At 72.4% G+C, this 20473-nt stretch carries 17 protein-coding genes; 14 read left to right on the top strand and 3 right to left on the bottom strand.

All coding sequences use genetic code 11. The features are described from left to right. The first annotated feature begins 18 nt into the window (after positions 1-18). Genes IE241_RS02685 through IE241_RS02675 form a run of 3 tightly spaced genes read left to right on the top strand, consistent with a single transcriptional unit; the run spans position 19 to position 2965 of the window. Entirely contained in the window at positions 19-1221 is a 1203-nt protein-coding gene (locus IE241_RS02685; protein ID WP_190019915.1) for an acyl-CoA dehydrogenase family protein, read from the top strand. Beyond that, positions 1218-2456, top strand: a complete 1239-nt coding sequence (locus IE241_RS02680; protein WP_190019914.1) for an MFS transporter — start codon at positions 1218-1220, stop codon at positions 2454-2456. The genes IE241_RS02685 and IE241_RS02680 overlap by 4 nt, the downstream gene beginning before the upstream one ends. Beyond that, positions 2453-2965 (top strand): flavin reductase family protein, encoded by a 513-nt coding sequence (locus tag IE241_RS02675; RefSeq protein ID WP_190019913.1) that lies wholly within the window; start codon positions 2453-2455, stop codon positions 2963-2965. The genes IE241_RS02680 and IE241_RS02675 overlap by 4 nt, the downstream gene beginning before the upstream one ends. Before the next feature lie 415 nt (positions 2966-3380). Here IE241_RS02675 and IE241_RS02670 read toward each other — a convergent pair whose 3' ends face one another. Both IE241_RS02670 and IE241_RS02665 read right to left on the bottom strand, forming a co-directional pair. Further along, complete coding sequence (locus tag IE241_RS02670; RefSeq protein WP_190019912.1) at positions 3381-5792, bottom strand: MFS transporter; 2412 nt, start codon at positions 5790-5792, stop codon at positions 3381-3383. A 234-nt stretch (positions 5793-6026) separates the two neighbouring features. Beyond that, positions 6027-6470: an SRPBCC family protein gene (locus IE241_RS02665; RefSeq protein WP_179084922.1), complete on the bottom strand. Its 444-nt coding sequence runs from the start codon at positions 6468-6470 to the stop codon at positions 6027-6029. Positions 6471-6645: 175 nt separating this feature from the next. On the opposite strand from IE241_RS02665, the gene IE241_RS02660 reads away from it, so the two are divergent. Next, complete coding sequence (locus IE241_RS02660; RefSeq protein ID WP_190019911.1) at positions 6646-7716, top strand: Rv2578c family radical SAM protein; 1071 nt, start codon at positions 6646-6648, stop codon at positions 7714-7716. 19 nt (positions 7717-7735) lie between these two features. Beyond that, complete coding sequence (locus IE241_RS02655) at positions 7736-8260, top strand: GNAT family N-acetyltransferase (protein ID WP_229898698.1); 525 nt, start codon at positions 7736-7738, stop codon at positions 8258-8260. A gap of 18 nt (positions 8261-8278) precedes the next feature. Here IE241_RS02655 and IE241_RS02650 read toward each other — a convergent pair whose 3' ends face one another. Beyond that, positions 8279-8908, bottom strand: a complete 630-nt coding sequence (locus IE241_RS02650; RefSeq protein WP_190019910.1) for a HEAT repeat domain-containing protein — start codon at positions 8906-8908, stop codon at positions 8279-8281. Positions 8909-9272: 364 nt separating this feature from the next. On the opposite strand from IE241_RS02650, the gene IE241_RS02645 reads away from it, so the two are divergent. The 9 genes from IE241_RS02645 to pssA all read left to right on the top strand — a co-directional run bounded on the left by IE241_RS02645 (position 9273) and on the right by pssA (position 20153). After that, positions 9273-11096: a 3-hydroxyacyl-CoA dehydrogenase family protein gene (locus IE241_RS02645; RefSeq protein WP_190019909.1), complete on the top strand. Its 1824-nt coding sequence runs from the start codon at positions 9273-9275 to the stop codon at positions 11094-11096. Positions 11097-11196: 100 nt separating this feature from the next. Then, complete coding sequence (locus tag IE241_RS02640; RefSeq protein ID WP_190019908.1) at positions 11197-12036, top strand: TetR family transcriptional regulator; 840 nt, start codon at positions 11197-11199, stop codon at positions 12034-12036. Positions 12037-12438: 402 nt separating this feature from the next. Next, positions 12439-13776, top strand: coding sequence for a crotonyl-CoA carboxylase/reductase (ccrA, locus tag IE241_RS02635; RefSeq protein ID WP_190019907.1), 1338 nt, complete (start codon positions 12439-12441; stop codon positions 13774-13776). Positions 13777-13785: 9 nt separating this feature from the next. Further along, positions 13786-15798: an ethylmalonyl-CoA mutase gene (locus tag IE241_RS02630; protein WP_190019906.1), complete on the top strand. Its 2013-nt coding sequence runs from the start codon at positions 13786-13788 to the stop codon at positions 15796-15798. Then, positions 15795-16766: an HpcH/HpaI aldolase/citrate lyase family protein gene (locus IE241_RS02625; RefSeq protein ID WP_190019905.1), complete on the top strand. Its 972-nt coding sequence runs from the start codon at positions 15795-15797 to the stop codon at positions 16764-16766. The genes IE241_RS02630 and IE241_RS02625 overlap by 4 nt, the downstream gene beginning before the upstream one ends. 5 nt (positions 16767-16771) lie before the next feature. Further along, on the top strand, positions 16772-17284 hold the full coding sequence (locus IE241_RS02620; RefSeq protein ID WP_058042491.1) for a MaoC family dehydratase: 513 nt from the start codon (positions 16772-16774) through the stop codon (positions 17282-17284). 1 nt (position 17285) lies between these two features. Then, entirely contained in the window at positions 17286-18491 is a 1206-nt protein-coding gene (locus IE241_RS02615; RefSeq protein WP_190019904.1) for an acyl-CoA dehydrogenase family protein, read from the top strand. A gap of 170 nt (positions 18492-18661) precedes the next feature. Beyond that, positions 18662-19318: a phosphatidylserine decarboxylase gene (locus IE241_RS02610; RefSeq protein WP_190019903.1), complete on the top strand. Its 657-nt coding sequence runs from the start codon at positions 18662-18664 to the stop codon at positions 19316-19318. Continuing rightward, on the top strand, positions 19305-20153 hold the full coding sequence (pssA, locus tag IE241_RS02605; protein WP_190019902.1) for a CDP-diacylglycerol--serine O-phosphatidyltransferase: 849 nt from the start codon (positions 19305-19307) through the stop codon (positions 20151-20153). Before IE241_RS02610 ends, pssA begins: the two co-directional genes overlap by 14 nt. Positions 20154-20473: the final 320 nt, after the last annotated feature.

Raw genomic sequence — 20473 nt, 5'->3', positions numbered from 1 at the left:
GAAAGGCCCCTCATGGCCATGTCCTTGCCCACCGAGCTGCCGCTGCCCGCGGAATTCGACGAACTGCTCGACCTCGCCGAGGAGACCGGGGCGGCCCTCGCCCCGTTCGCCGCCGAGGTGGACGCGGGCCGCTCCACCGGCCACGAGACCTACCGCATCCTGCGCGAGGCCGGGCTGCTCGGCCTGCTCGTGCCGCGCGAGGCCGGCGGCGCCGGGCTCGGCTTCGCCGGGTACTCCCGCGTGCTGGCCGTGCTGGGCGCCCACAACGGCGCCGCCGCCCTCGGCTTCAACATGCACAACGTCGCGATCGGCTCGCTGTGCGAGTCCGCCGGGACGCCCCTGCCGCCCGCGGCGGAGGCCTTCCGGTCCTGGCTCTTCGACGAGGTGGTCCACGGGCGGAAGCTGTTCGCCTCCGCCACCTCCGAGGCCGGCAGCGGCGCCAAGCTGCGCGGCGTGCGCACCTCCTACCGCCGTACCGGGGACGGCGGTTACGTCATCACCGGCGAGAAGTCCTTCGTCTCGCTGGCGGGCGTCGCCGACTACTACGTGGTCGCCGCCCGCGCCGAGGGCACCGACGGCAGCGGCGAGGTCTCGCACTTCGTGGTCGCCGCGGACGACCCCGGCGTGGGCTTCGGGGAGGTGCACAGCCTGTCCGCCATGTACGGCACCAGCACCGCGGGCATGACCCTGGACGCGGTGACCGTGCCGCGCTCCCGGCTCTTCCTCGGCGTCGAGGGGATGTCCCTGTACAAGCTGGTGCGCGAGCCGCACTGGATGATCGCCGGGTACACCGGCGCCTACCTGGGCATCGCCGAGGCGATCCTGCGCTTCACCACGGACCATGTGGGCGCCTCGCCCCGGCGCGCCGCATCGCCGGTGCTGCAGCGCGAGCTCGGCCGGATGTCGGCGCGGCTGAGCGCGGCGCGGGCCCTGGTCGCCGAGGCCGGTGCGCGGGTCGACGCCGCGCGCGGCAGCGTCGGGGCCAACGCCGCCGTGCACGCCGCGAAGTACGTCGTCGGCGAGGCCGGGCCCGCCCTCGCGCAGGACGCCGTCCGGATCTGCGGCTCGGCGGCCGTGAACCGGTCGCAGCCGCTGGAACGGCTGCTGCGCGAGGCGTCCTTCGCCTCCGTGATGCCCGCCAAGCCGGAGGAGTGCCTGGAGTACCTGGGCAAGGCCGCGCTCGGCGTCAACCTGTACGACGCGACGGCCTTCGACTGGTGAGGGCCAACGGACAGCGGCGGCTCGCCGCGGCGGGGGCCCCGGCCCCCGCCCTGCCCGCCGTCCCACGTACCGCCGTCCCCATCGTCACGTACATGCTGTTCGTGGTGATGGCGGGCGGCACCGTACCGACCCCCGTCTACGCCCTGTACGCGCAGCGGCTGCACCTGTCCCCGCCGGTCGTCGCCCTGGTCTTCGCGGCCTACGCGGCGGGCATCCTGGCCGCCCTGCTGCTGTTCGGAGGGCTGTCGGACAAGATCGGGCGGCGGGCCACGCTCGTCCCGGCGCTGGTCGTGGCCGCGGCGAGCAGCGTCGTCTTCATCGCCCTGCCCACCCTGCCGGGGCTGTTCGCCGGGCGGCTGCTCTCCGGCGTCTCGGTGGGCCTGACGACCGGCGCCGCCACCGCGTATCTGAGAGACCTGCACCCCTCCCCGCCCCGGGCCGCCCTGATCGCCTCGGTCACCAACATGGCCGGGCTCGGCAGCGGGGCGCTGCTGTCGGGCGTGCTCGTGGAGTACGCGCCCTCGCCCGAGGTGCTGCCCTACACCGTCCTGATCGTCCTGCTGCTGCCGGGCGCGGCCCTCGTGCTGCTGCCCGAGCGGGTCGTGGCGCGCGGGGGCCGGATCCGCCCGCAGCGGATCGGGGTGCCGCCCGCCGTGCGGCGGCCGTTCACCGCCGCGGCGGTCGCGGTCTTCGCCTCGTTCTCCCTGCTGGGCCTGCTGGCCGCGCTGGCGGGCAACTTCCTCGTGCAGGGGCTGCACAACCACAGCCATCTCGCCGTCGGCCTCGTGGCCTTCAGCGCCTTCGGCTCCGCGGGGGCGGCCCAGCTCCTCGCGGTGCGGATGGCGCCGCGCGCCGGCCTGGTCGCCGGCATGACCGCCGTCCCGGTCGGGCTCGGCCTCATCCTCACGGGCCTGTCCGCCGCCTCCCTGCCCGTCTTCCTGTGCGGCTCGGTGCTGGGCGGCGCGGGCGCGGGCACGTCCTTCAAGTCCGGCCTGGCGCTGGTGACGTCCCAGGCTTCGCCCGACCGCGTCTCGGAGCTGGTCTCCGGCTATTTCGTCGCCGCGTACCTGGGCCTGACCGTGCCGGTCGTCGGCGTGGCCGCGCTGCTGGCCGGCGGCACGCTCATGACGGCGGCCGGCGTCTTCGCCGGGGTGGTGACGGTGCTGTGCCTGGGCAGCATCGGCGTCACCGCGGCCCTCGGCAACCGCACACCCACCCGAAGGACCCCGCCATGACCACCGCGCTCTCCCCCGTCGACCCCGACAGCTACCGCGCCCTGATGGCCGCCCATCCCGGCGGGGTGGCCGTGGTCACCACGCACGACGGCCTCGGCAGCCCGTACGGCTTCGCCTGCACGGCGTGGTGCGGTGTCTCCCTCGACCCGCCGCTGCTGCTGGTGTGCGCCTCCAACGGCGGCAGCACCCTGCCGGTGCTCGCCGAGCGGGGCTGGTTCGCCGTCAACCTCCTGCACGGGGCGGGCCGCCGCGCCGCGGAGGCCTTCGCCCACCGCGACGCGGGCCGCTTCTCGGCCGTCCCCTGGGAGCGCTCCCCGGCCACGGGCCTGCCCCTGCTGCCGGAGGACGCCCACACGGTGGCCGAGTGCCGCGTCCACCGCCTGAACCCCGCCGGCGACCACACGGTGGTCATCGGCGAAATAGTCCGCACCCACACGCCACGCACCACAGAGACCCAGCCCCCACTCCTGTACGGACTACGCCGGTACGCAACGTGGCCGACACCGTAACGGGCCGGCCCACAGGCAAGCCCGGGGCGGGCCCGCCGCGACGGCCCGCCAGGCCCGGGCCCGGCCGCCCGGCGCCGCCGGAAACCCTCCCAACCCCGGCGACGGCCCGGCAAAGCCGGGAAAATCCCCCCGCCGCAACGGCGAGACACCACCACGGCGAGAGCCCGGCGGAATCCGCGACCACCGGCACCCGCAGGGGCCCGGCACGCCCCGGTTCCGCCGGGCCCTCGCCGTCGTGGCCGGGCGCCGCGGCGGCGGGAGGTTGTTCCTGCCGAGGCAGGAGCGCCCTCGTGGCCGCCGAGGGAGTCCGCCGCAGCGCACGGGTCGAGCCGGGCCGTCCGGCGGAGCCGGACGAGCGTCCCGCCGCGGCGCCGCCGCACCCCGCGCCGGGGATGCCCCGAACCCAGCCGGACGGCTAGTCCGCGTGGCCGAGTTGGAGGTCGCGTTCCGTGCGGCCTCCGCCGGCCACCTGGAGGACCGTGGCCACCGGCGGGTACCCCGCGGCGATGACGGTGTACTCGCCCGCCGACAGGTCGACGAAGCGGAACGCCCCGTCGGGCCCGGTCGTCGCCGTGTCGACGACGTTGCCCGCGGCGTCCAGGAGGGTGACGCGGGCGTCCTCGACCAGTCGGCCGCCGCCCGCCCGGACGACGCCGCGCAGGACGGCCCCGCCGGCGAGCTCGATGTCCTGGCGGGTCTCGCGGCAGGACTGGACGGTCACCGGCAGCGCGGCGGGCCGGAAGACCGGCGCGCTGCCCGCGAGGGTGTACTCGCCGGCGATGAGCTCGCCGATGTCGTAGCCGCCGTCGCGCCCGGTGCGGGTGGAGGCGACGACCTCGCCGTGCACGTTGGTGAGGGTGACGAGCGCGTCCCGCACGGGCGAGCCGTCGGCGGTCAGCACGGTGCCGGCGAGGCGCCCCGCACCGCCGAGCACGACGTCGAGCTCGACGGGTCGTTCGCCGACGGTGACGGTGACGGCCTGCGGCTGGTGCCCGCCCGCGGCCGCGATGAGGACGTAGGAGCCGGTTCCGGGGGTGCTGAGCGCGTACCGCCCGTCCTCGCCGGTCGCACCGCGCCCGACCTGCCGGCCCCCGCTGTCGATCAGGGTGAGGGCGGCCCGGGGGACGGTGGTGCCGTCGTGGTGCTGGACGACTCCGGTGACGGGGATGCCTGCGACGAAGGGGGGTTCCTCCTCGGGCGGTGCGGTCCGCGCGGAGGGGATGACGGGGGCTTCTGCGAGGTTTTGGGACACCGGCGGTTTCTCCTTCAGCAGGAAGGCGAGTAAAAGGCCCAGGACGAGGACGGGTACGAGGTAGAGAAAGATCCGCGGCATGGCGTCCGCGTAGGCGCGCACGTAGCCGCTGCGCAGCTCGGCGGGCAGGGCGCGGAGCAGCCGCGGGGTGAGCGAGTGCGGGACCGGCGCCACGCCGCTCCCGCCCGGCACACCGCCGCTCCCGCCCGGCCCGCCGCCGAGCCGGTGGGCGAGGAGGGCGCCGAGGACGGCCGTGGCGAGCGCGCCGCCCAGCTGCCGTGCGCACGTGGTGGCGTTGCCCGCGGCGGCGAGGTCCGCCGCGGGCACGGAGTTCTGCACGGCGCGGGCGAGGGCCGGCAGGGCGAGCCCGGTGCCGGCGCCGAGGGCCGCCGTCCAGAGGGCGTAGGCGGGCCAGGTGGTGCCGGTGCCGAGGTGGGAGAGCGCGTACGCACCGCAGGCGGCCGCGGCGCAGCCGGCGGCGGCGAAGAGGCGGCAGCGGCCGGTGCGCCGGGCGAACTGCCCGCTGAGGAGGGAGCCGAGGACGGCACCGGCCGTCAGGGGCAGCACGAGCAGCCCCGCACGGACGGCGCCTGCGCCGTCGGCCGTCTGCAGGAAGGTGGGCAGACAGCCGACGGCGCCGAAGAGGGCCGCGCCGGTGCCCGCGCCGAGGGCGGCGGAGACGAGGAAGGCGCGGTCGCGGAAGAGGCGGGGCGGGACGAGGGGGTCGGCGGCGAGGTGTTCGACGACGACGAAGAGCAGCGCGGTGCCGAGGGCGGCCGCGGCGAATCCGAGGACGACGCGCGAGTGCCAGCCGGCCGCGGCCCCGGCCCGGTCGGCCAGCAGCACGGCGCAGACCGAGAAGGCGGCGAGGAGCAGCGCGCCGAGGGTGTCGAAGCGCGCCCGCCGCACGGGCCGGGGGAGCCGCAGCCCGAAGGTGACCGCGAGGAGGGCGAGCAGGCCGAGGGGGACGTTGAGGTGGAAGCACCAGCGCCAGGAGGCGTGGTCGGTGAGGAGGCCGCCGAGGGGCGGTCCGGCGAGGGAGGCGAGTCCGAAGACGGCGGCGGCCGCGCCGAGGCGGCGGCCGCGCCCGCGGGCGGGTGCCAGGTCGGCGATGATCGCGTGGACGCCGGTGAGCACGCCGCCGCCGCCGATGCCCTGGAGGGCGCGGAAGACGAGGAGCTGGTCCATGGTCTGGGCCCGGGCCGCGAGGGCGGAGCCGGCGACGAGGAGGACGACGGCGAAGGCGAAGACGCCCTTGCGGCCGGCGGTCTCGCCGAGCCGGCCGTGCACGGGGACGGCCACGGCCGAGCCGAGCAGGTAGACCGTGATGATCCAGGTGGCCCGGCCGGCTCCGTGGAGGTCTCCGGCGATCGTCGGGAGGGCGGTGGCGACGACGGTCTGGTCGAGCGCGGCGAGGAACAGCGCGAGCAGCAGACCGGCGAGGGCGACGCCCAACCGCCCCCGGTCGGCGGCGGGTTCGGGCGGCGCCGCGGATACGGGGGCGGTCTCGGGCGCGAGCAGGGCGGGCGCAGGCGCCGCCGGCCCGTCGCTCTGTACCAAGGTGGTCCCGCCCACGTACCGCTCCCCTCGTAGCACCTGCTATCGCCGCCCTTTTCTCGCATTTCGCGACAACGGCGGGCAACCGAGGGGATTGACCCGAGAGGCCATCTGTGGGGCTTTTGCGCCGGTCGGAGGCATACGAAGGCCCACCGCGGCGCCGGGGAAACCACCCGAAACGGTGAAGCCCGGACCGCGACCGGTCCGGGCTTCCACCGACTGCCTCTCGGCCGTGCGCGCGCTACTCCTCCGTCACTTCTCCGTCTCCGCGGCCAGCTTGGCGAGGACGGCGTCGTAGATGCGGCCGAGGCCCTTGGGGGCGAAGGTGCGCTCGAAGAAGCCGCCGATGCCGCCCGCGCCGTTCCACACGGTGGAGACGACGACCCGGGCCTTGCCCTCACCGGCGGGGGTGACGGTCCAGGTGGTGACCATGGAGGAGTTGCGGTCCTTCTCGACCAGCTGCCCGGTGGTGGGCTCGGCGACCTCCAGCAGACAGTCGCGGACGCGCTTGCTGGTGGCCTGGAGCTTCCAGTGCACCAGGGTGCCCTCGCCGTCCCCGCCCTCGCGCACCTCGTACTCGCTGAAGTGCTCGGGCAGCAGCTTGGCCCGGGTGCCGGTGTAGTCCGCCAGAGCGTCGAACACCTCCTCCGGGTCCGCCGCGATGATCCGCTCCGTCGTGGCCTCGACCTGGCCCATGGCTTGCCCTCCGGGACTTCGTGAAAACGCTGTGCTTGACGTACCTGCTACGCGGCACAGCCAACCACCAACGCCACACCCGCCCAAATCCGGGCCCTCTCGCCCGGCGCGAACATGTGTTCTAATCTCGACGAGAGGGATCGAACATTCGAACGAACAATGCGAAGGAGGTGCCATGCGCTGGTCCAGCCTCGGCGGCGAAGGCGCCGACGACGGCCCGGGCGCGCTCTTCGGCACGGACGTGGTCACGCGCACCCTCGACACCCCCGAGTTCCGCGGGGTCACCTTCCACGAGGTCCGGGCGAAATCGATCGTCAACCGGGTGCCGGGCGCCTCCCGGATGCCCTTCGAGTGGACGGTGAACCCCTACCGTGGCTGCACGCACGCGTGCGTGTACTGCTTCGCCCGCAAGACCCACAGCTATCTCGACCTCGACACCGGCCTCGGCTTCGACTCCCAGATCGTCGTGAAGGTCAACGCCCCCGAGGCGCTGCGCCGCGAGCTGGCCGCCCCGCGCTGGCGCGGCGAGCACATCGCCATGGGCACCAACGTCGACTGCTACCAGCGCGCCGAAGGCCGCTACCGCCTGATGCCCGGCATCATCACCGCGCTGCGCGACCGCGCGAACCCGTTCTCGATCCTCACCAAGGGGACGCTGATCCTGCGCGACCTGGAGCTGCTGCGCGAGGCCGCCGCCGTCACCGACGTCGGGGTGTCGGTCTCCGTCGGCTTCCTCGACCGCGAGCTGTGGCACACGGTCGAACCGGGCACCCCCTCGCCCGGGCGGCGGCTCGACGCCGTCCGGACGCTCACCGGCCACGGCATCGCCTGCGGCGTCCTGATGGCCCCGGTCATCCCGTTCCTGGGCGACTCCCCCGAGCAGCTGCGGGCCACGGTGCGCGCCGTCGCCGCCTCCGGCGCGACCTCGGTCACCCCGCTCGCCCTCCACCTGCGCCCCGGCGCCCGCGAGTGGTTCACGGCGTGGCTGGCCCGCCACCACCCGCACCTGGTGCGGCGCTACGAGACGATGTACGCGGGCGGCTCCTACGCCCCGAAGTGGTACCAGCGGCGCATCATCCGCCAAGTCCACGAATACGCCGCGGAGTTCGGCATAGGCCCCGCGGGCCCCGGAGAGCACCGCCGCGTCTCCGGAACGCGGGGCTCCGAAGCGCCGGAGGCGGAAGCGGCGCCCCCGCAGGCGCCCCCGCAGGCACCTCCGCAGGCGACCCAGCTGACCCTGCTGTGAAGTCCGCTAGCGTACGGCCATGGTGCGCATACGGACGATGACCGAGGACGACATCGACGCCGTGGCCGAGATCCGGGTGGGCGGCTGGCGGACCGCCTACGCGGGGCTCGTACCGCAGGGCCACCTCGATGCCATGGACGCCGCCGAGGACGCCGCGCGGCACCGGAGGCTCTTCCGGCTGAACGGCGGGCTGCAGCGGGTGAACCTGGTCGCCGAGTCGGCGGACGGCGTCGCCGGATGGGCCTGCTACGGGCCCTGCCGGGACGCCGACGCCACCGACGGGGACGGGGAGCTGTACGCCCTCTACGTACGGCCGGACCTCATCGGCACCGGAGCCGGCCGCGCCCTGTGCACGGCCGTGACCGAGGGCGCGGCCGCGCGCGGCTTCCGCCGGATGCTGCTGTGGGTGCTGGAGGGCAACCACCGTGCACGCGCCTTCTACACGCACGCCGGTTTCGTACCGGACGGATCCGAGCAGCCGTACGAAGTGGCCGGCGTCTCCGTACCCGAGGTGCGCTACGCCATGCCCCTCCCCGTCACGTGATACGCCACGCCCCTCCCGTCACGTGAGCCGCTCCAGCGCCTCGTGCGCCGCCGCCCGCAGCCGCTCGTGCCCGCGGGCCGCCACCAGCGCGTCCTCCGCACGCCGGTCCCCCAGGGTGCCCAGGCCCTCCACGCAGGCGCGGGCGATCGGCCAGCAGTGGTCGCGGGCCGCCAGCAGCCGTTCGAGCGTGGCCAGCAGGGCGGGGACGGACTCGGGGGCGCGCAGCTCGGTCAGCAGGCGGACGGGGTGCAGGGCGTAGGCGGTGCGCAGCGGGTTGGTGGCGAGGGCCGCGGCCGCGCGGGCCGTGCGGGGGTCGCCGAGGCGGGCGAGGACGAAGGCGGCGGTGGCACAGCGCACCGGCTCGCGGTAGTTGAGGAGCAGGATCAGGGTCTCGAAGGCCCGCCGGTCGCCCTCCGCCCCCAGGACGAAGGCGGCGATCTCGCGGGCCCACAGCGGCCGTTCGGGGGCGACCAGGATCTCGGCGAGCTCGTCCCGCCGGGCGCGCCGGGCGGGCGGCCCGCCCTCGCGCGAGCGGACGAGCGCGAGGAGCCGCTCGAACTCCGAGAACTCGGCCGACGTGCCCAGTTCGGCCCGCACCCGTTTCACCAGCGCACGGAATTCCTCTTCTGCCCTCTCGGCTCCTGTCACTGCCAACTTCTCCTCCCGAGTGGCCTGCGCCACATCGTAAGTCGCCGCCCCCGCCCCTGGCGCTCTTGGTTACCCGTGAGTTAATCTCCCGGCAAGAGCGGCACCCCCGCTCGGGCGGCCTGGTGACGCAGCCGCCCGCTGCTTTCGACGTCGGTTCGTCGGTTCGGCCCGTCGAGTACGGCACGGCCCCGGGACAGGGCCTGCCGGTCGCACAACTCCCTTTCCGTGGTCGCCCCTTACCCGTACCCGGAAATACCGCACCCGGAAAATCCCGCAGCCGCAGCGGCCCGCAGGGGCCGCCCGCCTGCACCGGCAACCGACCGATGCATCCCCGCGCCCGGGGAACACCTTCTGGAGTCTCGCGATGGACCGTACGTCCACCCCTGAGCCGTCCCTCCCCTCCCCGTCCCCCTTGCAGACCGTCGCCGTCGTCGGCCTCGGCACCATGGGCACCGGCATCGCCGAAGCCCTCGTCCGGGCCGGCCGCGAGGTCACCGGCATCGACGTCTCCGAGGCCGCGGCGGCGCACGCCGTGCGCGCGCTGGAGAACGCCACCGCCCGCGCGGTGCGCCGCGAGCGCATCACGGAGGACGAGCGGCGGGAGGCGCTCGCCCGCTTCCGCACGGCCACGGACCTCAAGGCCGCGGCCGCCGCCGACCTGGTGATCGAGGTCGTGCCGGAGGACTACGCCGTCAAGCACGAGGTGTTCACCGCCCTGGACGCGATCGTGCGCCCGGAGGCGATCCTCGCGACGGGCACCAACGCCCTGTCCGTGACGCGGCTGGCCGCGGACTCGGCCCGCCCCGAGCGCGTCCTCGGGATGCACTTCTTCAACCCGGCGCCGGCGATGAAGCTGGTGGAGGTCGTCTCGTCGGTGCTCACGGCGCCCGCCGCCGTCGCGGCCGTCACCGCGCTCGCCCGGGAGCTGGGCAAGGAGCCCGTCGCGGTCGGCGACCGGCCCGGCTTCGTCGCCGACGGGCTGCTGTTCGGCTACCTCAACCAGGCCGCCGCGATGTACGAGTCGCGCTACGCCACCCGCGAGGACATCGACGCCGCGATGCGGCTGGGCTGCGGCCTGCCGATGGGCCCGCTCGCCCTGCTCGACCTGATCGGCATCGACACCGCGCGCACGGTCCTGGAGGCCATGTACGCGGCCTCCCGCGACCGGCTGCACGCCCCCGCGCCGGTCCTCGGCCAGCTCGCGGAGGCGGGCCTGACCGGCCGCAAGGCGGGCCGCGGCTTCCACACCTACGACGGGCCGGACTCGGCCGTGGTGGTGCCGGACGCCGAGACCCCGGGCGCCGGCGGGGACGGGGCCGCGGCGGCGGTGCGCGAGGTGCGTGCGGTCGGCGTGGCCGGGTCGGGCACGATGGCGAGCGGCATCGCCGAGGTCTTCGCCAAGGCCGGCTACCGCGTCGTGCTCGCGGCGCGCTCGCAGGAGAAGGCCGAGGCCGCCCGGGCCCGGGTGGCGAAGTCGCTCGCGCGCTCGGTGGAGAAGGGCCGCCTCACGGCGGCGGAGCGGGAGGCCGCGCTGGCGGCCGTTACGCCCGCGGGGTCGCTGGACGCCTTCGCCGGCGTCGACCTGGCGATCGAGGCGGTGGCGGAGGACCTCGCGGTCAAGCAGGAGCTGTTCGCCACCCTGGACAAGGTCTGCAAGCCGGGCGCGGTGCTGGCCACGACCACCTCCTCGCTGCCGGTCGTCGCCCTGGCCCGCGCCACCTCGCGCCCGCAGGACGTCATCGGGATGCACTTCTTCAACCCGGCGCCGGCGATGAAGCTGGTGGAGGTCGTCCGCACGGTCCTCACCGCGGACGACGTGCACGCCACGGTCCGCGCGGCCTGCGCGAAGGTGCGCAAGCACGCCGTGGACTGCGGCGACCGGGCCGGGTTCATCGTCAACGCCCTGCTGTTCCCGTACCTGAACAACGCGGTGAAGATGGTCCAGGAGCACTACGCGAGCCCGGACGACATCGACGCGGCCATGAAGCTCGGCGGCGGCTATCCGATGGGCCCCTTCGAGCTGCTCGACGTCGTGGGGCTGGATGTGTCCCTGGCCATCGAGAAGGTCCTGCACCGCGAGTTCCGCGACCCGGGCCTCGCTCCGGCGCCCCTGCTGGAGCACCTGGTGGCGGCGGGCTGCCTGGGGCGCAAGACGGGCCGCGGCTTCCGCGAGTATGCGAAGGCCTGACCGGACCGCGCGCGAGCGCGACGTGGGCTGGGGCGGACTGCTCGAACCCGGGACCGGTCCGCCCCGGCACGCCCGTACGGACGCGTGTTACGTTCCCCACATGCCCCAGCCCGCCAAGGCCGTCCGCACCCCGCGCACGGCCGAAGAAGTGCCCCGCGAGACCAGAGACCCGCACCCCGAGACCGAGAGCGCCGGCAGCCGCCGCGCCGCCGCCCAGCGGCTCACCATGCGCCGCAAACTCGCCGCGGCCGCGATGGAGTTGTTCGCGACCAAGGGCTACGAGGCGACGACCGTCGACGAGATCGCCGCCGCGGCCGGTGTCGCCCGCCGGACCTTCTTCCGCCACTTCCGCTCCAAGGAAGAGGCCATCTTCCCCGACCACGACGACACCCTGGTGCGCGCCGCGGGGGTGCTGGACGCGGCCCCGCCGCACGAGAACCCCCTCGACACCGTCTGCCGGGGCATCAAGGAGGTCATGCGGATGTACGCGGCCTCCCCCGCCGTCTCCGTGGAGCGCTACCGCCTGACCCGCGAGGTGCCGGCGCTGCGCGAGCGCGAGATCGCCTCCGTGGCCCGCTACGAGCGGCTGTTCACCCGCTACCTGCTGGGCCACTTCGACGAGAGCGCCCACCACGTCGGCGACGACGACCCGCTGCTCGCCGAGGTCGCCGCCTCGGCCGTCGTCACCGCGCACAACCACGTGCTGCGGCGCTGGCTGCGCGGCGGCGGGCAGGGCGACGTGGAGACCCAGCTCGACCACGCGTTCGCCATCGTGCGGGAGACCTTCGGCACGGGCATCGGGGCCGGGCGCGCCCGGGCCGAGGACGGCCCGGCGGCGTCGGCGCGGGCCGAGGGCGAGGTGCTGGTGACCGTGGCCCGGACGGACGCGCCGCTGGACGAGGTCATGCGGGCGATCGAGAAAGCGCTCAAGAAGAAGTAGACAAAAGCTACCTTTTACCAACGAAGGCCGCCCCCTTGGGGCGGCCTTCATTGCTCATACGTGCCTTCCGGATGACATCTGAGAGAAATTGTTGGCACCGAGTGTCTTGTCGTGTGGCACGCGGTGCCATACGTTGTCGGTGTCCGGGCGGCCGGCGCGCAGACGACAACAGTCGTGCGCCGGCTGTCCCCACAAGAACGTTGTGCGCCCGGACGCCTGCGTCACAGGCACTCCCAGCGCGCCCACCGGCGCCGCATCACCGCACCAGGCACCGCCCCGCACCACCGCCGAACCGACGGCACCGCCTCGCACCACCTGTTGCACCACTCTTGCACCACCTCTTGCACCACCCCCGACGTTCCCTCAAGCCGTTCCCCGACGTGCTTCGCCGGAGGCAATACCGTGAACCAGATACTCGACGCGATCCTCGCGCCGGACACCACGCCCGAGGACTTCGCAGCCCTGGCCGTCCCCGAGTCCTACCGCGCGGTGACCGTGCACAAGGACGAGGCCGCCATGTTCGAGGGCCTGACCACCCGCGAGAAGGACCCGCGCAAGTCGCTGCACGTCGAGGAGGTGCCGGTGCCCGAACTCGGGCCCGGCGAGGCGCTCGTGGCCGTCATGGCCAGCTCGGTGAACTACAACTCCGTCTGGACCTCGATCTTCGAGCCGCTGTCCACCTTCGCCTTCCTGGAGCGCTACGGCAAGCTCTCCCCGCTGGCCAAGCGGCACGACCTGCCGTACCACGTCATCGGCTCCGACCTCGCGGGCGTCGTGCTGCGCACCGGCCCCGGCGTCAACGCCTGGAAGCCCGGCGACGAGGTCGTCGCCCACTGCCTGTCCGTGGAGCTGGAGTCGGCCGACGGCCACGACGACACGATGCTCGACCCCGAGCAGCGCATCTGGGGCTTCGAGACCAACTTCGGCGGTCTCGCCGAGATCGCGCTGGTGAAGTCCAACCAGCTGATGCCGAAGCCGCGCCACCTCAGCTGGGAGGAGGCGGCGGCCCCGGGCCTGGTCAACTCCACCGCCTACCGCCAGCTCGTCTCCCGCAACGGCGCCGGCATGAAGCAGGGCGACAACGTCCTGATCTGGGGCGCGAGCGGCGGACTCGGCTCGTACGCCACCCAGTTCGCGCTCGCCGGCGGCGCCAACCCCATCTGCGTGGTCTCCAGCGACAAGAAGGCGGAGATCTGCCGGCGGATGGGCGCCGAGGCGATCATCGACCGCTCCGCCGAGGACTACCGGTTCTGGAAGAGCGAGCACGAGCAGGACCCGCGCGAGTGGAAGCGCTTCGGCAAGCGCATCCGCGAGCTGACCGGCGGCGAGGACGTCGACATCGTCTTCGAGCACCCGGGCCGCGAGACCTTCGGCGCCTCGGTCTACGTCACCCGCAAGGGCGGCACGATCGTCACCTGCGCCTCGACCTCCGGCTACAACCACGAGTACGACAACCGCTACCTGTGGATGTCGCTGAAGCGGATCGTCGGCTCGCACTTCGCCAACTACCGCGAGGCGTGGGAGGCCAACCGCCTGATCGCCAAGGGGAAGATCCACCCCACGCTGTCGAAGACGTACCGCCTGGAGGACACCGGGCAGGCCGCGTACGACGTGCACCGCAACCTCCACCAGGGCAAGGTCGGCGTGCTCGCGCTGGCCCCCGAGGAGGGCATGGGGGTCCGCGACGAGGAGATGCGGGCGAAGCACATCGACGCCATCAACCGCTTCCGGAACGTGTGAGTCAGACGTATGACTGAGCGTCAAAAAGACCGGCCCTGGCTCATGCGGACCTACGCCGGGCACTCCACCGCCGAGGCGTCCAACGAGCTCTACCGGCGCAACCTCGCCAAGGGCCAGACCGGTCTCTCGGTCGCCTTCGACCTGCCGACGCAGACCGGCTACGACTCCGACCACATCCTCGCCCGCGGCGAGGTCGGCCGGGTCGGCGTGCCGGTCGCGCACCTCGGCGACATGCGCCGGCTGTTCCAGGACATCCCGCTGGAGCAGATGAACACCTCCATGACCATCAACGCCACCGCCATGTGGCTGCTGGCCATGTACCAGGTGGTCGCGGAGGAGCAGGGCGCCGACATCACCCGGCTGCAGGGGACGACGCAGAACGACATCGTCAAGGAGTACCTCTCGCGCGGGACGCACGTCTTCCCGCCGGGGCCGTCGCTGCGGCTGACCACCGACATGATCACGTACACGGTCAACAACATCCCGAAGTGGAACCCGATCAACATCTGCAGCTACCACCTGCAGGAGGCGGGGGCCACTCCGGTCCAGGAGATCTCGTACGCGATGTCCACCGCCATCGCGGTGCTGGACGCCGTGCGCGACTCGGGCCAGGTGCCGCAGGAGAAGTTCGGCGACGTCGTGGCCCGGATCTCCTTCTTCGTCAACGCGGGCGTCCGGTTCGTCGAGGAGATGTGCAAGATGCGGGCGTTCGGCCGCATCTGGGACCAGGTCACCCGCGAGCGCTACGGCATCGAGAACCCCAAGCAGCGCCGCTTCCGCTACGGCGTCCAGGTCAACTCCCTCGGTCTGACCGAGGCCCAGCCGGAGAACAACGTCCAGCGCATCGTCCTGGAGATGCTGGCCGTGACCCTCTCCAAGGACGCCCGCGCCCGCGCCGTGCAGCTGCCGGCCTGGAACGAGGCGCTGGGCCTGCCCCGGCCCTGGGACCAGCAGTGGTCGCTGCGCATCCAGCAGGTCCTCGCGCACGAGAGCGACCTGCTGGAGTACGAGGACATCTTCGCGGGCTCGCACGTGATCGAGGCCAAGGTGTCGGGCCTGGTCACCGAGTGCCTGGCGGAGATCGAGCGGATCCAGGGCATGGGCGGCGCGATGGCGGCCGTCGAGTCCGGCTACCTGAAGTCGCAGCTGGTCTCCTCGCACGCCGAGCGCCGGGCCCGGATCGAGGCCGGCGAGGAGAAGATCGTCGGCGTCAACTGCTACGAGTCGACCGAGCCCAACCCGCTCACCGCCGATCTCGACACCGCGATCATGACGGTGGACCCGGCGAACGAGGCGCGCGTGGTGGCCGCCCTGCACCGCTGGCGCGAGGACCGCGACGAGGCCCGCGCCCAGGAGGCCCTGTCCGTCCTGAAGAAGACGGCCGCGGGCTCGGAGAACCTGATGGCGGCCACCCTGGAGTGCGTCCGCGCGGGCGTGACGACCGGCGAGTGGTCCTGGGCCCTGCGCGACGTCTTCGGCGAGTTCCGGGCCCCCACGGGCGTCAGCAGCGCCCCCGTGGCGGTCGCCGCGGAGGCCGGCACCCCGCTGGCCGCCGTCCGCACCAAGGTGGCCCGTACCGCCGACGAGCTGGGCAGCGGCAAGCTGCGCCTGCTCGTCGGCAAACCCGGCCTGGACGGCCACTCCAACGGCGCCGAGCAGATCGCCGTCCGCGCGCGCGACGCCGGCTTCGAAGTGGTCTACCAGGGCATCCGGCTGACCCCGGAGCAGATCGTCTCGGCGGCCGTCGCCGAGGACGTGCACTGCGTCGGCCTGTCGATCCTCTCCGGATCGCACGCCGAGCTCGTGCCCGACGTGCTGGCGCGGCTGCGCGCCACGGGGGCCGACGACGTCCCCGTCATCGTCGGTGGCATCATCCCGTCCGCGGACGCCACCGCCCTGCGGGCGGCCGGCGTCGCCGCGGTCTTCACCCCCAAGGACTTCGGCATCACGGAGATCATCGGCCGTATCGTCGACGAGATCCGGAAAGCGAACCACCTCGACCCGTTGGAGGTCCCCGCATGAATACGCCCGCCCCGGTGAACCGGCTGCGCCCGCGCCGCTCGTGCCTCGCGGTCCCCGGCAGCAACCCGCGCTTCCTGGAGAAGGCCCAGGGCCTCCCCGCCGACCAGGTCTTCCTCGACCTGGAGGACGCCTGCGCCCCGCTGGCCAAGGAGGGCGCCCGCCACTCGATCGTCGACGCGCTCAACAACGGCGACTGGACGGGCAAGACCCGGGTCGTCCGCGTCAACGACTGGACGACGCACTGGACGTACCGGGACGTCGTCACGGTCGTCGAGGGCGCGGGCCCCAACCTCGACTGCATCATGCTGCCGAAGGTCCAGGACGCCCAGCAGGTCGTCGCCCTGGACCTGCTGCTGACCCAGATCGAGAAGACCATGGGCTTCGAGGTTGGCCGCATCGGCATCGAGGCGCAGATCGAGAACGCCAAGGGCCTGGTCAACGTCGACGAGATCGCCGCCGCGTCGCCGCGCATGGAGACGATCGTCTTCGGCCCGGCCGACTTCATGGCCTCGATCAACATGAAGTCCCTGGTCGTCGGCGAGCAGCCGCCCGGCTACCCGGCGGACGCCTACCACTACATCCTGATGCGGATCCTGATGGCGGCCCGCGCCCACGACCTGCAGGCCATCGACGGCCCCTACCTGCAGATCAAGAACGTCGACGGCTACAAGGAGGTCGCCGGGCGCGCGGCCGCGCTGGGCTTCGACGGCAAGTGGGTGCTGCACCCCGGCCAGGTGGAGGCGGCCAACGAGGTCTTCTCGCCCACGCAGGAGGACTACGACCACGCCGAGCTGATCCTGGATGCCTACGACTGGTGCACCTCCGAGGCCGGCGGCAAGAAGGGCTCGGCGATGCTCGGCGACGAGATGATCGACGAGGCCAGCCGCAAGATGGCGCTGGTGATCGCGGGCAAGGGCCGTGCGGCGGGGATGACGCGCACGTCGAAGTTCGAGATCCCGGAGGCCTGAGCACGATGCAGTTCGGCCGGACTTACGAAGAGTTCACCGTCGGTGACGTCTACAAGCATTGGCCCGGAAAGACCGTCACCGAGTACGACGACCATTTGTTCTGTCTGCTGACCATGAACCACCACCCGCTGCACATGGACGGCAACTACGCCGAGAAGACGACCGATTTCGGCAAGAATGTCGTGGTCGGCAACTATGTCTACTCCCTGCTGCTGGGCATGTCCGTCCCGGACGTCTCGGGCAAGGCCATCGCCAACCTGGAGGTGGAGTCGCTCAAGCACATCGCGCCGACCTTCCACGGCGACACCATCTACGGCGAGACGAAGGTGCTCGGCAAGACGCCGTCGAAGTCGAAGAGCGACCGCGGGATCGTCCACGTCGAGACCATCGGCTACAAGCAGGACGGCACCGTGGTCTGCACCTTCCGGCGCAAGGTGATGGTGCCCACCGCCACGTACATCGAGGAGCGCGGCGGGGAGCAGCCCGGCCGCCCCGAGCCGATCATCCGGGAGAAGTGAGATGGGCCGCCTGGCGCAGACCGACGGGCTGACGGACGTCCAGCAGGAAATCCTGTCGACGGTCCGTGACTTCGTCGACAAGGAAATCATCCCGGTGGCCACGGAGCTGGAGCACCGTGACGAGTACCCCACCCGGATCGTCGAGGGGCTGAAGGAACTCGGGGTCTTCGGCCTGATGATCCCCGAGGAGTACGGCGGCCTGGGTGAGTCCCTTCTCACATACGCGCTGTGCGTCGAGGAGATCGCCCGGGGCTGGATGAGCGTGTCGGGGATCATCAACACCCACTTCATCGTCGCCTACATGATCAAGCAGCACGGCACCCGGGAACAGAAGGACTATTTCCTGCCAAAGATGGCGGCGGGCGATATCCGGGGCGCCTTCTCGATGTCGGAGCCGGGCCTGGGCTCGGATGTGTCGGCAATCACATCGAAGGGCGTGCGCGACGGCGACGTGTACGTCCTCAACGGCCAGAAGATGTGGCTGACCAACGGCGGCACGTCCACGCTGGTGGCGGTGTTGTGCCGGACGGACGAGGGCCACCCCGAGGGGACCCCTCCGCACAAGTCGATGACCACCTTCCTGATCGAGAAGGAGCCGGGGTTCGGCGAGGTCAAGCCGGGGCTGACCATCCCCGGAAAGATCGACAAAATGGGCTACAAGGGCGTCGACACCACCGAGCTGATCATGGACGGCCTGCGGGTTCCGGCCGACCGGGTGCTCGGCGGGGTCACCGGCCGGGGCTTCTACCAGATGATGGACGGCGTCGAGGTGGGCCGGGTCAATGTCGCAGCGCGTGGCTGCGGTGTCGCCCAGCGCGCCTTTGAGCTCGGTGTGGCCTATGCGCAGCAGCGGCACACCTTCGGAAAACCCATCGCGCAACACCAGGCCATCCAGTTCAAACTTGCCGAAATGGGGACAAAGGTCGAAGCCGCGCATGCGATGATGGTGAATGCGGCCCGGAAGAAGGACTCGGGCCGGCGCAACGATCTCGAGGCCGGAATGGCCAAGTACCTGGCCTCCGAGTACTGCAAGGAGGTGGTGGAGGACGCTTTCCGTATCCACGGCGGATACGGGTTCTCCAAGGAGTACGAGATCGAGCGCCTCTACCGAGAGGCTCCCATGCTGCTCATCGGTGAAGGGACGGCAGAGATCCAGAAAATGATCATCGGCCGCCGGCTACTCGAGGAGTACCGGATCCAGGGATAAATATTCCGATTAGGGGTGATTTGACCGAGAAGAAGATCACACCCAGTCATCGGAGTTCGGCCATCTACTGGCCCTGGCGCTTAGCCAGTTGCCGGTCGCAACCGATAGCATCCCCGGAAAGCCGCCGTCCCCCAATCGTTTCGCGGCCCCCTCCGCTACGAAGGTCACCCATGCCCCACAGCTCTTCCTCTGCACATCGCGACAGCCTCGCCGGCGTACGCCTCGCGCGCGGAGCATCGCCGTGGCTTCTTCCGACCGTCGCCACGGCGGCGGTCAGCCTCACCCGTGCCCGCCGCTCCGGGCGCTGGGCCGCGCTGGCCGTGCCCACCACCGCGCTCGCGGCGGGCATGCTGTGGTTCTTCCGCGACCCCGAGCGCGAGATCGCCCAGGGCCGGGTCATCTCCCCGGCCGACGGCGTGGTGCAGAGCATCATGCCGTGGAAGGACGGCCGCACCCGCGTCGCCATCTTCATGAGCCCGCTGAACGTCCACGTCAACCGGGCCCCGCTGGCCGGCACCGTGACGTCGGTGGAGCACATCCCCGGCGGCTTCGTTCCCGCGTTCAACAAGGAGAGCGAGAACAACGAGCGCGTCGTCTGGCACTTCGACACCGAGCTCGGCGACATCGAGATGGTGCAGATCGCCGGCGCCGTCGCCCGGCGCATCGTGCCCTACCTCACCGCGGACACCAAGGTGGAGCAGGGCGAGCGCATCGGTCTGATCCGCTTCGGCTCGCGCGTCGACATCTACCTCCCGGAGGGCGTCGAGGTCGCGGTGGAGGTCGGGCAGAAGACCACGGCGGGGGTGACACGCCTTGACCGTGATTGATCAAGAGGCATCCTGGGTGCCCGAGGCGGACGAGGCCGAGGACGCGGAGGTCATGCCGCTGTCCACCCGGCTCTCAATAGCGGACACGCTCACGCTGGGTAACGCGATCTGCGGGTTCATGGCGGTGTACTTCACCACCACCGGCGTCCTCATCCCCCACCTCACGGGGAACGAGGACGGCGGCATGGCCCGCCACAGCGCGGCCACCGCGGTGATACTGATGCTGCTGGCGTCGGTCTTCGACCTCTTCGACGGGCTCGTGGCGCGCAAGCTGCGCAGCTCGGCGATGGGCGCGGAGCTGGACAACCTCTCGGACCTGATCAGCTTCGGGCTCGCCCCGGCGTACTTCGTGGTCGTGTGGGGCATGGTCGCCGACGACGCCCACCAGCGGGTGTCGGCCGTGGCGGCCGTGGTGGTCCTGCTGGCGGTCGTCCTGAGACTGGCGCGCTTCTCGTGCGTCCAGCTGCGGGACGGCATCTTCCAGGGCATGCCGAGCCCCTTCGGGGCGCTCACGGTCGTCTCGATCGTGCTGCTGGAGCTGCCCTTCGTCCCGACGCTGCTGGCGATCGTGGGCGTGGCGTGGCTGATGGTGAGCCGTGTCGAGTACCCGAAGCCGCGGGGGCGCCTCGCGGTGGCGATGCTCAGCTGGATCGTGCTCAGCATGGGCCTGCTGGCGGCCTGGGCCTTCGACGCGCCCGGCGGTGAGCTCCTGCTCCAGACGGGCTGTGCGCTCCAGGTGGTCCTGGGCGCGGTGATCCCCCTGTTCGCCACGGCGCGCCGGGTGAACACGTTCCGCGACAACCGCCGCGAGGCGAGGGCGACGCAGCTGCCGTAGCGACTGCCGTAGCGACTGCGTCGCGGGGTGACCACGAGTGGGTGGTCCCGAACCTCGAAGTGCGGGACCACCCACTCGGCGTTTTCCGGTGCCCTCGCCTCGCGGGGGCGGGGGCAGCCATACGTGGTGCCCGTCCGGGACCTGAGGCGGACTGGCACCGCCGGGCACCTTTGGTGGGGGTTGCGCGCCGTTGCGGCGGGAGTGAGAGGCGAGGCCTCTCGACCCCGCCGTCCCTCGCCGCGCGGGCCGGTCATGCGCGGTGAGGCGAGACCCGGGCCCCTCGGCCGGCTCCATGCCTCTGCCGCAGGCAGAGAATCCGC

Origin of the sequence: Streptomyces hiroshimensis, from assembly GCF_014650335.1 — a bacterium.
Lineage (GTDB): Bacteria > Actinomycetota > Actinomycetes > Streptomycetales > Streptomycetaceae > Streptomyces > Streptomyces hiroshimensis.
The sequence above is the reverse complement of the archived record's forward strand: the minus strand, read 5'-3'. Positions and strand labels throughout refer to the sequence as shown.

Excerpts from the sequence above, each read along its gene's own strand:
- IE241_RS02615 (WP_190019904.1), top strand. The coding sequence starts at position 17,286 with ATGGGCCGCCTGGCGCAGACCGACGGGCTGACGGACGTCCAGCAGGAA.
- IE241_RS02665 (WP_179084922.1), bottom strand. The coding sequence starts at position 6,470 with ATGGGCCAGGTCGAGGCCACGACGGAGCGGATCATCGCGGCGGACCCG.
- IE241_RS02675 (WP_190019913.1), top strand. The coding sequence starts at position 2,453 with ATGACCACCGCGCTCTCCCCCGTCGACCCCGACAGCTACCGCGCCCTG.
- IE241_RS02685 (WP_190019915.1), top strand. The coding sequence starts at position 19 with ATGTCCTTGCCCACCGAGCTGCCGCTGCCCGCGGAATTCGACGAACTG.
- IE241_RS02660 (WP_190019911.1), top strand. The coding sequence starts at position 6,646 with ATGCGCTGGTCCAGCCTCGGCGGCGAAGGCGCCGACGACGGCCCGGGC.
- IE241_RS02640 (WP_190019908.1), top strand. The coding sequence starts at position 11,197 with ATGCCCCAGCCCGCCAAGGCCGTCCGCACCCCGCGCACGGCCGAAGAA.
- IE241_RS02645 (WP_190019909.1), top strand. The coding sequence starts at position 9,273 with ATGGACCGTACGTCCACCCCTGAGCCGTCCCTCCCCTCCCCGTCCCCC.
- IE241_RS02630 (WP_190019906.1), top strand. The coding sequence starts at position 13,786 with ATGACTGAGCGTCAAAAAGACCGGCCCTGGCTCATGCGGACCTACGCC.
- IE241_RS02625 (WP_190019905.1), top strand. The coding sequence starts at position 15,795 with ATGAATACGCCCGCCCCGGTGAACCGGCTGCGCCCGCGCCGCTCGTGC.
- IE241_RS02655 (WP_229898698.1), top strand. The coding sequence starts at position 7,736 with ATGGTGCGCATACGGACGATGACCGAGGACGACATCGACGCCGTGGCC.
- IE241_RS02620 (WP_058042491.1), top strand. The coding sequence starts at position 16,772 with ATGCAGTTCGGCCGGACTTACGAAGAGTTCACCGTCGGTGACGTCTAC.
- IE241_RS02610 (WP_190019903.1), top strand. The coding sequence starts at position 18,662 with ATGCCCCACAGCTCTTCCTCTGCACATCGCGACAGCCTCGCCGGCGTA.